The sequence below is a fragment of the Flavobacterium sp. KH_035 genome, from assembly GCF_057839565.1.
Genome location: NZ_CM174492.1, coordinates 5,472,099 through 5,487,059 on the forward strand (window position 1 = coordinate 5,472,099; position 14,961 = coordinate 5,487,059).

The window sequence follows — 14,961 nt, forward strand, 5'->3', positions numbered from 1 at the left end:
AATATTCAGAAAAACAGAAACCACTACCTCAAATTGAAGTAGTGGATAACTGTTTTGTAATGCTTTAAAAATTTATCTCGCTAAACCTTTAATAACTACGATTTGACTTGCTTGTTGCTCGTTCGGACGATTTGTTCCTCCATCAACTCCTTTATATTTTTCACCAGTCCAGCTATGAGGCTGTATGCTTAACATAAAAGTATCCGGAATTCCAAGCTGATCTGATACATCGATCATAGCACCATATTCCCAGTCTCCGAATTTAGATAGTTTCCCTACGTTGTATTTGGCAGCATCAGCCTGAGTACGACGGTGGTCTAATTCTACTACCACTTTTAACTCTTTTGTAGCGATATTGTATTGATAGATATAAGCATCGTGTGTTTCGTCACCATATCCGTTTGCATCTTCCTGAACGTAAACATAGTTACTAGTTACACAAATATTATCCGGGTTTTGAAATTTCCCTGCTTTTCCACTGCGGTTATCTCCATCTAAAACTACTTCTAAAGTTCCTTTTAATGGATCAGCAGCGTCAAGATTTAATCTGTAAACTCTACCGTATTTCGTTCTTGAAGCATCGGCATTCGTTCCAGTAATGTCTTGTCCGGTTACATTAAAATACAATTCACGGTCAGCATTGTTACCTCCTTTGCGGTAATCTAAATCTTCAACACGACCAAATTTGATTGCTTTCAAAGTATTTACAGATGCATTGATTTGAGCTCCGGTTAAAGTAGTGTGGTTGTCAATTTTCACGAAAGAAACAGGATAAGTTTGATCCACAGTCATGTCTTTCTCTCTTTGGTTGCTGTCATTTCTTTTTAGCATATACAAAGATCCACCACTTAAATCACCAACAATATTTGATACATACATAAAAACCTGACCTCCGTAAGTTCCAGAGTCATCGTCACCAATTACTACAACTGTTTTTCCTTTGTAAGCAGAAGAACGTAATGGTAAAGCATTTTCGGCGCTTAAACGTCCAAATCCTGATAATTCTTTAGATACTGATGCTCCTCCTGCACTAGCGTACGGATCTAAAGCATGTGTACGAGACTCTTCTCCTGACTCTCCACAAGTTAAATAAAGAGGTCCAAAACCATGTTCTTCTTTAGTAGCCATAGTAGCCCCACATAATCTCCAGGTTCCTCCACTAGAGTTTAACAAATACTCTCCTTTTGTAGGTTTGAATGTTTTGTCTAAAGTAATTCTCGAAACCGCAAAATTGTCTTCGTTGTTTACTAAGAAAGTAAAAGTTCCGTCGGTATTTTTCAATAGACCTGAACCATCAGCAGAACCTCCAAAAACAAATTTAGGACTGTCTGCAAAAACATCATCTGAACTAAAAAGAGAATAAATTTTCAAACTTTCAAATCCTGCCTGAGCTTTTATTAAACTTGGTGTTACAGATTGATCCTTCAGTACAACACTTGTTGTTTCTGCTTCGTCTTTAGAATCGTTATTACAAGATGTAAGCAACGAACCTAACATAATTAGGGGTAAAATAATTCTTTTCATTTAGTTAAAAATTGGTTTCTATTTTTTTTACAAAGTAATCCCCTACTCTTTAATTTAAAATGATTTAGATATTATCAAAAAAACAACAGTTTGCAAAAAAACTGCTTTAAAGCAAAAAAAAGTTAACATTAAATTAGTACTACAAAACACTCATAAACTTGCAGTAACATTAAAGCAAAAAAAAGAGCCTTATTTTAAGACTCGTTTTCTAATTGCTCTTTATATATTTTAATATTAGCCTTTATACTCTCCGGTAACTCAGGCTCTTTAATGTCGGTATGCTTCTGCATTTCTTCCCAAATGGTTTTAGCCACAATGTAACGGGCCATTTCTTTATCATCGGCCGGAATTACATACCAAGGAGCATTTTTTGTCGAGGTTTCATTTATAGCCTCTTCATAATATTGCTGATACTCCTCCCAATGTGCACGTTCTTTCAAATCCGAGACCGAGAATTTCCAATTGTGTTTTTCCTCTTCCAATCGTCTTAACAAACGTTTACGTTGTTCCTCTTTACTCAAATGCAGGAAAAACTTCAGTACAATCGTTCCGTTTTGCGTAATATACTTTTCAAAATTATTGATTTGTTCAATCCTGTCTTTCCAAAAATCCTTCGGAATATCTTCTACCTTTCCAATTCCGGGCAAATTTTCATTCAATATATACTCAGGGTGCACGCGGGTAACCAAAATATTCTCATAATGCGTGCGATTAAAAATCGCATATTTCCCTTTCTCAGGTAAAACCATATAGTGTCTCCACAAATAATCATGTTCCAACTCCGCAGAAGTGGGCGTTTTAAAACTATGCACCACTACTCCACGCGGATTAAACTCTTTAAAAACTTCCCTAATCAGACTGTCCTTACCGGAAGTATCCATTCCCTGCAAACAAATCAAAACACCGTACCTGTTATGAGCATACATTACATCTTGCTGTTTACTCAATTTAGCCTGAACTTTATCTAGTTTAGCTTCTTTTTCCTCACTGTCTGCATCAAGGTCGAGCAAAGTAGGAATCTTTGATAATTTTATTTTATCTGTGATTTTAAAATCATTCGGATCTATTGATTTCATATTTATGAGTTTTTTCGTAATAGTAAATATACTATTTTTACAAAGCATATTCCTGCTGTTCCCTGTAATACTTTTTCATTACTATCAGGACTAGAGTGATTGGTTTTTAAAATCAAATTTATTGTACGTACAAAAAGTTCAATCCTTAATGAAAAACACATTTCTACTTCTTTTTCTTTTAAGTTTAAATCAGGCTTTATGTCAGGACAACGACTATAAAAACTCAGAAAAGATCGTACTTGAAGTGTTTGGAAAATGTTTTAAAGATTTAAACCAAATTGAAGGAACCGGAGATGTTATTCCTGTAAACAAAAATGTAAAATTTTGCTCTATGTACCAATGTGTTTCGAGAATTGGATACACAGAAAAAGCAAAAGATATTGAGAAGGCAATTATAAAAAGAGCCATTAAAATTGCTACTCGACTTTACAATGAAGGAACTCCAGTATATTTAACATATGGAGCAAACAGCTCTAATCAAGCAGATTGAGACAATCAAAATTTAACTGATGATAATAATTTAGTTTATATAAGTATTGCAGAATGTGTTGTTTCGCATTCTTTAATAAAAATTCAAAAAGCTGTAAATCAAGAAACAATAAAGTTAATCAAGAATTATAAATCAAGAAAATAAACGGAAGTTTTCAAAACAACATTCATGGAAAAATTCACCTTAGAAATATTATTTCAAATCATCGGAATCGGGTCAGCATCAGGATTATTTTTCAACAACAATTCACTTTATATTATTGGTGATAACAGCGGCTTCTTATACGAATACCACATGCAGGATCAGCAATTGAGCGAGCATGCGTTAATAGACAATCCAACAAAGAATATTGCAAAAAATATCAAACCTGATTTTGAGTCTTTGACACATCATAACGATACGCTTTATGTTTTTGGTTCCGGATCTACCGAAAACCGAAACAAGATGATTGCATTCGATCTTAAAAACAAAACCATTCTACAGAAAAATAATCTGGTTGATTTATACGCATTAATGCAGAGTTTTGGCGAAATAAAACCGGAAGACTTTAATCTGGAAGGTTCTATTTTTGATGGCGAGAACTGGTACCTGTTCAATCGCGGAAACGGAATATCCAACAAAAACACCATTTTTACTATCCATGCTAAAAGTCTGGGAGAAGAATTTGCTCTGGTTGCAACCAATTATAAGCTTCCAAAAATAAAAGGCGTCCGTTCTAGTTTTACCGATGCTATTCTGGTGGAAGACAAAATCTATTTTCTTTCCACTGCAGAAGACACCAAATCAACCTATGACGATGGTGCAATTCTCGGAAGCTTCATAGGAAGAATCGACCTTAAAACTATGAAAATCGATTTCACTCAAAAAATCACCTCAACTAATAAATTCGAAGGTCTGACATTCTACCAAAAGTCAAATGATACAATCGAGTTTTTACTTTGTGAGGATAATGACACAGAAGTTCTCGAAACGAAGATTTATAAATTAACTTTACCCAACAAACTATAAACTACCACAAAAAAATGATCCGGAAAACCACTTTAGCTCTTCTAATTTTTGTTACAAGTCAAATTACACAGGCACAATACCAATATCCGGCTACTCCCGAGCATCCCGTAGTGGATGATTATTTTGGCACTAAGATAACTGATTCATACCGCTGGCTTGAAGACATGAAAAATCCTGAGGTTCAAAAATGGTTCAAAGATCAGGGGGATTACACCAATACTGTTATTAAAAAGATTCCCGGACGTGATGCCCTTTTTAACAGAATGAAAGAAATCCAGTCTTTAGGCGGAGACAGCTACGGAGAAGTTAAGCAATTAGGCGAAAATTATTATTATACCAAAAACAAAAAGGAAGAAGGTATTGATAAATTGTACTTTAGAAAAGGAATCAGTGGAGCCGAAATTTTATTGCTGGATCCCGAAACCTTCAAAAAAGGAGCGACAATTACGGAATATGTGATAAGTCCTGATAGAAAAAAACTAGCCATTACTTTAGCAGAAAATGGTTCCGAAGTTTGTGAACTCCGTATCATGGATCTCGAATCAAAAACATTTCTTGCAGATAAACTGACCCCGGTTTGGAGCGAATTTAATTTTGAGTTTACGCCGGACAGCAAAGCTATAACCTATACAAAAATGACCAGTGGTGATAGCAATAGTGACGAATTTTTAAAAAACATGAAAGCCTTGATTCATGTTATTGGTACCAATCCGGAAACGGACAAAATTCTAGCATCAAAAAACAATAATCCTAATTTGAATCTTCTTTCGGAACAGTTTCCGGAGACATCCTTCTCTGACGATTATTCCTATGTCATACTTCGTATAGGATCTACAAAAAATGAAGAACTATCTTTTTATGCCCCATTCTCAGAGATAAATAAGGCCAAAATAAACTGGAAACCACTAATTAAATTTGAAGATGAAGTAATTACCAGTCTTATAATTGGTGATAAAGTTTTTTTCCTGTCTCATAAAAATGCCCCAAACTACAAAATAGGTTTTATAGACATCAAAAATCCTGATTTTAGTAAAGCGACAATTGTGGTTCCTGAAACGAGCAAAGTGCTTCGCAGAATGCAGAAATCTAAAAATTTTATTTATTATTCATTGAGTGACGGAATCAATCAGGACAAATATCAAATTAACGCAAAAACATTGCAAACCAAAATGATTCCTTTACCAAAAGGCTCTAATGGTGGCTCTGCCTTATCCCCTCGTGAGAATGACAACATGAGCTTCACCAATATTGGCTGGATTACTCCTGCCGCAGATTATGACTATAATGCTTTATCGGAAAAATTAACTAAGGCTGAACAATTTATATCCAGCAAAGCTTATCCTGACTATTCGCAACTCTATACCGTAAAAGAAATCGAGGTACCAAGTCACGATGGTGTAATGGTTCCGCTATCTGTTATATATCCTAAAAACATAAAAATGGATGGCTCTGCACCTTGTTACATTTCGGGTTATGGTGCATACGGGATCAGCAGAACTCCACGTTTTATTGGCCCTTCCTTAATGGCATTGCTAGAACAAAACACAATAATTGCCATTGCCCATGTACGAGGTGGTGGTGAAAAAGGTAATGAGTGGCATAAAGGTGGTATGAAAGCAACAAAACCAAACACCTGGAAAGATTTTATTGCCTGTTCAGAATACCTGATCAAAGAAAAATATACCTCTGCTGATAAACTTATCGGGAATGGGGTTAGTATGGGTGGCATATTGATTGGAAGAGCCGTTACAGAACGTCCTGATCTTTTTGGAGTGGCGCTTATTGAGGTTGGCTGTACCAATGCCATACGAATGGAAACAACCCCAAATGGTCCTAATCAGATACCTGAAATCGGTTCTTTAAAAAAGGAAAAAGATGTCAAACACATCTTAGAAATGGATGCTCAGAGCAAAGTTAGAAAGGGAGAAAAATATCCTGCAATATTGCTGCGTACCGGAATCAATGACCCAAGAGTTTCTCCTTGGGAACCCGGAAAATTTGCCGCTATCTTACAAAATGACAATGGATCGGACAAACCAATCTTATTACATGTCAATTATGCCAACGGACATTTTTCCAACGATTTAAATATTACCTACGGTGATGCTGCCGATATGTTTGCTTTTGCATTGTGGCAGGTTGGTAATTCAAAATTTCAAATTAAATAATTCCAAATATTTCCGGTAAGAAATAGCTTTTTATATTTAAAGCCTCTCCAAACGAATTCCGCAGCGAAACACATGATCTTGCTGCGGAATTCTTTTTTACAAAGAAAATCGTACCTTTAAAACCATCTATTAAAAAATAAATGCCTTTTTTGAACTTTTTTTCATTTCTCTCCCAACCTTTTTATCTTTTAAGCCCTCTTTAGTATAAAGACAACAATTGTGATAAACGAAACTCTCATATCCAACTGCAAAAAAATGCATCGTGATGCCCAGCGTCAGGTGTATGAGCACATGGCTCCAAAACTGTATCGCGTTTGCAAACGATACCTTAAGAAGGAAGAAGAAATTGAAGAAGCTATGGCTGACGCTTTCTATACCATATTTACAAAGCTGGAACAACTGAAAGAAGTTTTGGCTTTTGAGGCATGGGCCCGAAAAATTACGGTCAACCATTGTTTGGCAACCATCAAGAAAAACACCAATTTCAATATGTACCTTGATGATGTCAAATTGCTTTCGCAACCTTTTACCGAGGAGGTGAACGCATTGGAAGAAGAAGATTTACTGAATTTACTAAACCATATTCCCGACGGCTGTAAAACGGTTTTCAACCTTTTTGTTATTGAAGGTTTCGGACATAAAGAAATAGCCGCTATGCTGAACATTTCTGAAGGCACATCGAAATCACAATTGAATGCCGCTAAAACCAAACTAAAGGAGTTAGTCAATAAATTGTATTACCAAAAAGCAAAATAGTCATGGACAATCAAGATAAAGTATTCGATAAATTTAAAGAGGCCGCACAGAACTCGGAAACTAAAGATTTCCCGGGAATGGAAAAAGTCTGGTCGCGCCTTGAAGATAAACTGGACAAAAAAGAGGATAAAAAAACCATTTCGTTATGGAAAAAAATTGCCGTCGCAGCCTCTCTTTTATTGCTCATTTCTTTAGGAGCCCAATTTTTAAAATCAGATAAAACAACTCCTCTATCAACTCCAAAAGTTGTAGTTAACGAAACAGAGCAGCCCGCTTTGGAAAAAGAGAACGCAATTGTTTCTTCAGATTCTATAATAGTTCCGAAAGCAGAAGCGGTAAAAATTTTAGACCAGCAAATCAAACAACAGCAAAAAGTAGCATTGCAGGAAATACAATCTTCTCCCAACAATGCTGTAATCACCGAAGTCGCTCCACCAGCTGTTGCAGATCAAATTGCTGCTCCGGTAGCTGTACAATCCGAATCTTATAAAAATAAAGAAGAGGAAAGCAGTGTCACAAAAGACAAAGCCGTAGCCAATTATGGTTACGCCGGATCAATACAGCGAGAGTCAGCTAAAATGGCTTATGCAGAAAAGCAGGCAACAATGGCAAGAAAAAGCGCTCCTCTAATTGTTTTGAACGGAAATCCAATCTCGCACAAAGACGATGCCAAAAGGGACCAAATGATGCAGACAGAACTTCCGAATTTACAGCCTGAAAATGTGGATTCCCTTGTTGTACTGGATGCTCCATTGTACATTATTGACGGAATTTACTATTCTGAAAGCGACTTATTTGGTCAAAACCCAACCAGCCCGTATGCTCCTTTAAACAAACAGGAAATCAAAACAATTACTGTTCTTCAGGATCTTGAAGCCACCTCAAAGTATGGCGAAAAAGGAAAAAAAGGAGTGGTAATCATTACAACCCGAAAAGGAAAACCTGCAGCAAAAGACTAACGGCAAAACTCCAATTTAATTTCAAAAAATCTTTGTCAGGGCTTTAAGCTCTGACCCCGCTCAACCCGATTATTCATCTAAAAATTACTACCATGAAAAACGTAAAACTTATTTCATTAGCCCTATCTATGCTTATATGTTTCGTAGCATCGGCACAGGAAAAAACAATTACAGGAATAGTTACCGACAAAGCCAACATACCGCTTCCGGGAGTAACTATAGTGATTAAAAATACCACAAACACAACGCAAACCGATTTTGATGGTCGTTATTCCATTAAGGCCCAAAAAGGCGACATTTTGATCTTTAGTTACATTGGATTCAGCTCTCAAACTCAAACTGTGGATGATAAAAATGTGATTAATGTTAAACTAAGTATTGATCAGGAATCGCTTAAAGAGGTAGTAATCGTAGGTTATGGATCTTCAAACGCCGACTACGAAAGCTCAAATTACAGCCGTCGTGATAAGAAAATGGCCTCTAAATCCATTAACTCCATACTTCAGGGAAGAGTTGCCGGACCACAAATCACTCGCAATTACGTTCAGCCTTCACCCAATCAAAACATAATTATAAGAGGAACCGGGTCACTTTCTTCTAAAAATGAACCTTTGTATATTATTGATGGCGTTCCGGTAAGATCACAGCAATTTTCAAAGATCAACCCCAATGATGTTCAGGACGTAAAGATTTTAAAAGATGCCGCTGCTACTTCTATTTATGGAAGCAGAGCCTCAAACGGAGTCGTACTTATTGAAACCAAAAATAGCATTTACAAAAACCTTACGGAGAAAGAATTAAATGCTAAACTAAAAAAAACTGCTCTTCTTCAACCGACAGAATCCAATCAGGAAGATTATGATACTTTTGTAGAAAACGCCTTTGAGAGCCCAAAAACAACGCCTCTTTCTACATTTTCCATCGATGTTGATAATGCTTCATACACCAATGTAAGACGTTTTATCAATAATGGTCAAGCTGTTCCAAAAGATGCCGTTCGAGTAGAAGAAATGGTCAATTTCTTTAAGTATAATTATCCACAACCGAAGGATCAAAATCCGTTCTCAATTCATACAGAGCTTAGCGATTCTCCATGGAATGCAAAAAACAGAGTCCTTAAAATAGGTTTACAAGGGAAAAACATTCCAACAGAGAATCTGCCTGCTTCAAATCTTGTGTTCTTAATTGATGTTTCAGGCTCGATGAGCGATATGAATAAATTGCCTCTCCTCAAACAATCCCTGAAAATATTGGTTAATGAGTTACGAAGAAAAGACAAAGTAGCCATTGTGGTTTATGCCGGCGCAGCCGGACTGGTTTTACCTCCGACTTCGGGAGATGAGAAAAAAACAATTATTGATGCTCTAGACAATTTAAATGCCGGAGGAAGTACTGCCGGCGGAGCCGGAATTGAACTGGCTTATAAAATCGCAGCAGAAAATTTTATCAAAAACGGAAACAACAGAGTAATCCTGGCCACCGATGGAGATTTTAATGTGGGAAACACTTCTAATTCTGACATGGAGAAACTAATCGAAGACAAAAGAAAAACCGGTGTTTTCCTTACTTGTCTGGGCTACGGAATGGGGAATTATAAAGACAGTAAAATGGAGACTTTAGCTGATAAAGGAAATGGAAATTATGCTTATATCGATAATATTCAGGAAGCAAATCGTTTTTTAGGAAAAGAATTCAAAGGCTCTATGTTTGCGATTGCCAAAGATGTAAAAATTCAGATCGAATTCAATCCGAAACAAGTTCAGGCCTACCGTTTAATTGGATACGAGAACAGAAAATTACGTCCGGAAGATTTTAAGAATGATGCTATTGACGCTGGAGAATTGGGAAGTAATCACACCGTTACGGCTTTGTATGAAATTATTCCTGCAGGAGTGAAAAGTGACTTTTTAACACAGCAACCAGACGATTTGAAGTATACGAAAACAGAAGAAACCGGAGCAAACTACAGCAATGAACTTGCAACTATAAAATTCCGTTACAAAAAACCGGATGGTAACAAAAGTATAGAATTGGTACAGGTAATTGAAAACAAAGCCGTTGCTTTAGAAAAAGCTTCTGATGATTTTAAATTCAGTTCTTCGGTAGCCTGGTTCGGATTGAAACTAAGAGATTCAAAACTCATTTCGGATAAATCTTCGGATGCCATTTTGAAATTAGCCAGACAAGGTCTTTCTAATGATGCCGAAGGATATAAAGCAGAATTTATTCGTTTGATTGAAACTGCTAAATTCAATTAAACTCTGATCCTATTTTTTTTAAAGAACCTTAAAAAACATCATTGTCATTCCTCCTTCACCGGAATGACAATGATGTTATCCATTTAACTTGAATCCTCGCTCTAAATATTTACCCCTGCTTACAAATAAAGTTTGCCAATCTCCTGTCTAAAAACTTTGGCAAAGATAAATCTCAATACTTATTTAAAATTTTAAGATGAAAAATATAAAACTTATTTCATTGGCTCTCTATATCTTTCTGTTTTACAACACATGCACAAGAGAAAACCATTTCTACTGTAGAACCAGTAAATACCAATAATCGGATCATAATATGTGCACCATCAAAAAAATCTCTTATCAATGCACCTTTGGTAATTATTGACGGAGTTATAATAAATTTGGAACAATTTTCTAAAGTAAATCCGAATGATATCAAAGAGATAAAAATTGTAAAAGAAACTGAAGCAACCTCACTCTATGGAAATAAAGGAATAAATGGCGCTATAATTATCACGACAAAAGAAAATAATTAAAGATTTAATGATGCAGATTTTATTTTAACAGGGGCTTATTAACAAAATTATTTTTACATTTGATCTTCTTTAAAGAAAATTCAAACTACAATCTTTAAAGGATCATTTACAAATCAATTTCATACTTCATTTAATGAACCCTATCTTAAATCAGAATTTATTTCTTGTAAAAGAACATGTTGGCATGTTTAAAGCAGCAAACAATTACGACATTTACAATCCCGAAAGCAATCAGATCATTCTGAATTGCAGGGAAAATAACCTGGGAACTTTTACCAAAATATTTCGCTTTACCGATTACAAAAGAATGACTCCTTTTAATGTTGAAATTACAACGGCTTCAGGCGAGAAAGTAATTACTGTTAAACGTGGTATTGCCTGGCTCAGATCGACTGTTGAAGTTTTTGACGAGAAAGACAGACTGATAGGAACGTTTAAGCAAAAATTCTTTTCTTTTGGTGGCAGATTTGAGATTTTAGACAAGAATGAAAAACTGGTTGCTACGCTTCAGGGAAAATGGACAGGCTGGGATTTTAAGTTTACGCATGAAAACAAACAACTGGCACAAGTAAGTAAAAAATGGGCCGGGATGGGAAAAGAACTCTTCACCAGCGCCGATAATTATATCCTTCAAATTGAAGAAACTGTAGCAGCTGACAGCTCGCAAAGACAACTAATCATGGCAGCAGTAATGTGTATCGACATGGTTTTGAAAGAATAAAAAAGTTGTTAAACTTAGATTAAGAAAACACTTAAAAGCATCATTTAGGAAGCAAAAGCCTTATTTTTGTTGTACTAAAATGATGCTTTTGGCATTTCTAACATTACAATCATGACAGACTTAAAAAATAAAAATGCTTTAATTACAGGAGCGGGAAAAGGAATAGGAAAAGCGATTGCTCTTGCACTTGCAAAAGAAGGAGTTAATGTAATTTTAGTTTCAAGAACACTCGCCGATGTGGAGCAACTGGCAATTGAAGCCAATAATTTGGGCGTAAAATCTCTGGCTTTATCTGCTGATGTTTCTGATATAAATTCTATAAATAATGCTGTAGAGAAAGCCTTAACCGAATTTAAGCATATTGACATCCTGATCAACAATGCCGGTATTGGTAAATTTGGTAATTTTCTGGAACTGGAACCGGAAGAATGGGAAAATATTATCAAAGTAAACCTAATGGGGACTTATTATACAACCCGCGCTGTTGTTCCAAACATGATTGAAAGAAAAACTGGCGATATTATCAATATTTCTTCAACGGCCGGATTAAACGGAAATGCTTTAACAAGTGCCTACAGTGCCTCTAAATTTGCTGTTTTGGGACTAACGGATTCTTTAATGCACGAAATGAGAAAACACAATATTCGTGTTACCGCCTTAACACCAAGTACCGTAGCAACTGATTTGGCTATTGACTTAAAATTAACCGACGGAAATCCGGAAAAAGTAATGCAAGCCGAAGATGTAGCCGAGTTGGTAATTGCACAGCTAAAATTAAATCGCAGAGTTTTTATCAAAAACAGCAGCATCTGGTCTACTAATCCTTAATAATAAAATTCCAATTATTGAAATTCCAAATCCCAATACCCTTTAAATTCAATTTTTTTTTAAATCCCAAATTCAATTTTTTGGCATTTTTATAAAATTTCAACTCGTTTTGGAATTTGGAATTTTAGTATTGGATTTTAAGATTTTAATATTGGGATTTCAAAAATTTTACACAATGGAACAATATTTAAGACAATTAATTGCCATAGAATTTACAGATAAGAAAGAACTTTTTACAGGATTTCTTATTGACTATTCAGATGAATGGATTTTACTGCGAAACAATCCTGTAGATTTTATTCTGGATGGTTTTGTAGTACTCAAAAATAAAAACATCGAAACCATTCACAGGGATCAGGATCTGGCATTTACAGAAAAAATAATCCGTTTAAAAGGGCTAAAAACAAATGCCGAAGATATCATTCCAATAAGAGATTTGACTTCCATTATAAATTTTATTACCAACAAGTATGGTATTTTTCAGATCTCTAAAAAGTCAGCCAAATCGGCTTATTTAGGAAAACTAATCGAATTGACGGATGAAGAACTTACCATCGATTTCCTGGACACAAAAGGTCAGTTTGGCGGAGAATTAAGCTTTAATCCACAAAAGATCAGAGTGATTGAATTTGATACCGATTATATCAATTCGCTGAAATTGGTAGTTCCGGAAAATCAGAAATAATTATTTAAAAAACAGAAAAGCCCTTTGTGAAAAAAGGGCTTTTCTATTTTTTTTCATTTCGACGTGAGAAGAAATCACACAAGTAATTCCGTTCCTAAATTCGCCAATCTTTGTCGAATTTCTAATGTGATTTACCTCGTCTGTTCGCTATCGCCCGATTCTCGTTTCTCGAAATGGCAAACTAGATTTAAGCCTCTGTCAGTTTATTCAAAAACTCGAGACGAACACTTCCGTCTTCGTCAATTTTAGTCAGGTTTATTTCTTGCAAGGTATTGACCAATTCAGGATTCCAGGGTGTTTTTACTTTTACGTAATTCTCTGTAAAACCATGAATGTATCCTTCTTTATTTTCGCTTTCGAACAAAACTGTTCGGTTTGATCCTAATTGACTTTCATAAAAGGCACGACGCTTTTTAACAGATAATCCGCGTAACATTTTACTGCGTTTCGCTCGTACATTTGCCGGAACAATTCCGGGCATGTTTGCAGCTTCTGTATTATCTCTTTCCGAATAAGTGAATACGTGTAAATACGAAATATCCATTTCATTAAGAAAATGATAGGTTTCTAAAAAGTGTTCATCTGTTTCACCGGGAAAACCAACAATAACATCGACCCCTATACAGGCGTGAGGCATTACTTCACGAATTTTATTAACACGTTCAGTATAAACTTCACGCAAATAACGACGTTTCATCAATTTCAAAATATCATTACTTCCGGATTGCAACGGAATATGAAAATGCGGTACAAAAGTTCGACTTGTTGAAACAAATTCAATCGTTTCATTCTTCAGCAAATTAGGTTCGATAGATGAAATTCGCAAACGCTCAATTCCGTCAACCTGATCCAAAGCCTGAACCAGTTCAAGAAAGGTATGCTCGTGTTTTTTATTTCCAAACTCCCCTTTTCCGTAATCTCCAATATTAACTCCTGTTAAAACAATTTCTTTGATATTCTGAGCCGAGATTTCTTTCGCATTTTCCAATACATTTTCCAAAGCATCACTTCTCGAAATTCCTCTTGCTAACGGAATGGTACAATAGGTACATTTATAATCACAACCGTCCTGAACTTTCAGGAAAGCGCGGGTACGATCACCAATAGAATAACTTCCCACATAAAAATCAGCTTCGGCAATTTCACAGGAGTGTACTTCACCCATGTCATTCTTGCTCAAATCGTGAATATAGTCGGTAATCTTAAATTTTTCAGTTGCTCCCAAAACCAAATCAACTCCATCCACAGACGCTAATTCCTCCGGTTTTAACTGGGCATAACAGCCTACTGCTGCTACGAAAGCTTTCTCATTAAGTTTCATTGCTTTTTTTACCACCTGCTTAAACTGTTTATCGGCATTCTCTGTAACAGAACAGGTATTGATGACATAGATATCAGCTATTTCCTCAAAATCAACACGATCAAAACCTTCGTCGTTAAAATTTCGGGCAATAGTTGAAGTCTCCGAAAAATTCAGTTTACAACCAAGCGTATAAAAGGCAACTTTTTTTCTATTTTCCATAGGAATAAACTACGTTTTAAGTAGTAAGATATTATATTTACATCTCTTTTGAAGAGTTTGCAAATTTACGTACAATATTCTTTAAAATAAAATCAATAATATACTATATATCAATATTTTGCAACGAACCTCTATTTTAATTCATTTTAAAAAACTACAAATCAAACAAAATAAAGGTTAAAAAAAAGCGTCTCTTAAAAAGTAAAACAACAAATCGATAGGAATAAATTGACAAACAAATCGATTAAACGCAAATAATATCGATTAAATACAATTTTACACCCATTAAATTGAAATTTTCTTACATTTAGCTTTGTTTGAATTGTTTTTAGAAGTACTTTCACTTCTCCAAAAAATAGTGAGCGAAAGTTGTATTATTTAAATCATAAATAGCACATAACAATTTTGATTTTCCATCGTTATGTTGTTGTTTTGTTACAGTAAAAAATGG

The 14,961-nt window shown here is 35.3% G+C and carries 13 protein-coding genes; 10 read left to right on the forward strand and 3 right to left on the reverse strand.

The window, feature by feature from the left end; genetic code table 11:
• Nucleotides 1-72: 72 nt before the first annotated feature.
• Both AC3IS6_RS22185 and AC3IS6_RS22190 read right to left on the reverse strand, forming a co-directional pair.
• Nucleotides 73-1,524, reverse strand: a complete 1,452-nt coding sequence (locus tag AC3IS6_RS22185; RefSeq protein WP_489162596.1) for a PhoX family protein — start codon at nucleotides 1,522-1,524, stop codon at nucleotides 73-75.
• Between the two features lie 194 nt (nucleotides 1,525-1,718).
• Nucleotides 1,719-2,600, reverse strand: coding sequence for a PPK2 family polyphosphate kinase (locus tag AC3IS6_RS22190; protein WP_489162598.1), 882 nt, complete (start codon nucleotides 2,598-2,600; stop codon nucleotides 1,719-1,721).
• 148 nt (nucleotides 2,601-2,748) lie between these two features.
• Between AC3IS6_RS22190 and AC3IS6_RS22195 the strand changes: the two genes are divergently transcribed.
• From AC3IS6_RS22195 to AC3IS6_RS22240, 10 genes are all read left to right on the forward strand, one after another.
• Complete coding sequence (locus AC3IS6_RS22195) at nucleotides 2,749-3,090, forward strand: hypothetical protein (RefSeq protein WP_489162600.1); 342 nt, start codon at nucleotides 2,749-2,751, stop codon at nucleotides 3,088-3,090.
• Between the two features lie 168 nt (nucleotides 3,091-3,258).
• A complete protein-coding gene (locus AC3IS6_RS22200) occupies nucleotides 3,259-4,098 on the forward strand; it encodes a DUF6929 family protein (protein ID WP_489162601.1) in 840 nt (279 codons plus the stop codon).
• A 14-nt stretch (nucleotides 4,099-4,112) separates the two neighbouring features.
• Nucleotides 4,113-6,266, forward strand: coding sequence for a prolyl oligopeptidase family serine peptidase (locus AC3IS6_RS22205; protein ID WP_489162603.1), 2,154 nt, complete (start codon nucleotides 4,113-4,115; stop codon nucleotides 6,264-6,266).
• A gap of 255 nt (nucleotides 6,267-6,521) precedes the next feature.
• A complete protein-coding gene (locus AC3IS6_RS22210; protein WP_264525034.1) occupies nucleotides 6,522-7,022 on the forward strand; it encodes an RNA polymerase sigma factor in 501 nt (166 codons plus the stop codon).
• A 2-nt stretch (nucleotides 7,023-7,024) separates the two neighbouring features.
• The gene (locus tag AC3IS6_RS22215; RefSeq protein WP_489162605.1) at nucleotides 7,025-7,981 is read left to right on the forward strand and encodes a hypothetical protein; all 957 of its coding nucleotides are present in this window, start codon (nucleotides 7,025-7,027) and stop codon (nucleotides 7,979-7,981) included.
• A 92-nt stretch (nucleotides 7,982-8,073) separates the two neighbouring features.
• Nucleotides 8,074-10,239 (forward strand): vWA domain-containing protein, encoded by a 2,166-nt coding sequence (locus tag AC3IS6_RS22220; protein WP_489162607.1) that lies wholly within the window; start codon nucleotides 8,074-8,076, stop codon nucleotides 10,237-10,239.
• A 350-nt stretch (nucleotides 10,240-10,589) separates the two neighbouring features.
• Nucleotides 10,590-10,754: a TonB-dependent receptor plug domain-containing protein gene (locus AC3IS6_RS22225; RefSeq protein WP_489162608.1), complete on the forward strand. Its 165-nt coding sequence runs from the start codon at nucleotides 10,590-10,592 to the stop codon at nucleotides 10,752-10,754.
• A 121-nt stretch (nucleotides 10,755-10,875) separates the two neighbouring features.
• Nucleotides 10,876-11,475 carry an LURP-one-related/scramblase family protein gene (locus AC3IS6_RS22230; RefSeq protein WP_489164939.1) on the forward strand — a complete coding sequence of 200 codons (600 nt, stop codon included), beginning with the start codon at nucleotides 10,876-10,878 and terminating at the stop codon, nucleotides 11,473-11,475.
• 111 nt (nucleotides 11,476-11,586) lie between these two features.
• Nucleotides 11,587-12,303: a 3-ketoacyl-ACP reductase gene (locus AC3IS6_RS22235; RefSeq protein WP_489162610.1), complete on the forward strand. Its 717-nt coding sequence runs from the start codon at nucleotides 11,587-11,589 to the stop codon at nucleotides 12,301-12,303.
• Nucleotides 12,304-12,478: 175 nt separating this feature from the next.
• A complete protein-coding gene (locus AC3IS6_RS22240) occupies nucleotides 12,479-12,988 on the forward strand; it encodes a hypothetical protein (RefSeq protein ID WP_489162612.1) in 510 nt (169 codons plus the stop codon).
• Between the two features lie 187 nt (nucleotides 12,989-13,175).
• Here AC3IS6_RS22240 and mtaB read toward each other — a convergent pair whose 3' ends face one another.
• Entirely contained in the window at nucleotides 13,176-14,510 is a 1,335-nt protein-coding gene (gene mtaB / locus AC3IS6_RS22245; RefSeq protein WP_489162614.1) for a tRNA (N(6)-L-threonylcarbamoyladenosine(37)-C(2))-methylthiotransferase MtaB, read from the reverse strand.
• Nucleotides 14,511-14,961: the final 451 nt, after the last annotated feature.

Coding starts and splice junctions, on each gene's coding strand:
- AC3IS6_RS22210 (WP_264525034.1), top strand. CDS start 6,522: ATGCATCGTGATGCCCAGCGTCAGGTGTATGAGCACATGGCTCCAAAA.
- AC3IS6_RS22190 (WP_489162598.1), bottom strand. CDS start 2,600: ATGAAATCAATAGATCCGAATGATTTTAAAATCACAGATAAAATAAAA.
- mtaB (WP_489162614.1), bottom strand. CDS start 14,510: ATGGAAAATAGAAAAAAAGTTGCCTTTTATACGCTTGGTTGTAAACTG.
- AC3IS6_RS22235 (WP_489162610.1), top strand. CDS start 11,587: ATGACAGACTTAAAAAATAAAAATGCTTTAATTACAGGAGCGGGAAAA.
- AC3IS6_RS22200 (WP_489162601.1), top strand. CDS start 3,259: ATGGAAAAATTCACCTTAGAAATATTATTTCAAATCATCGGAATCGGG.
- AC3IS6_RS22185 (WP_489162596.1), bottom strand. CDS start 1,524: ATGAAAAGAATTATTTTACCCCTAATTATGTTAGGTTCGTTGCTTACA.
- AC3IS6_RS22215 (WP_489162605.1), top strand. CDS start 7,025: ATGGACAATCAAGATAAAGTATTCGATAAATTTAAAGAGGCCGCACAG.
- AC3IS6_RS22195 (WP_489162600.1), top strand. CDS start 2,749: ATGAAAAACACATTTCTACTTCTTTTTCTTTTAAGTTTAAATCAGGCT.
- AC3IS6_RS22220 (WP_489162607.1), top strand. CDS start 8,074: ATGAAAAACGTAAAACTTATTTCATTAGCCCTATCTATGCTTATATGT.
- AC3IS6_RS22205 (WP_489162603.1), top strand. CDS start 4,113: ATGATCCGGAAAACCACTTTAGCTCTTCTAATTTTTGTTACAAGTCAA.
- AC3IS6_RS22240 (WP_489162612.1), top strand. CDS start 12,479: ATGGAACAATATTTAAGACAATTAATTGCCATAGAATTTACAGATAAG.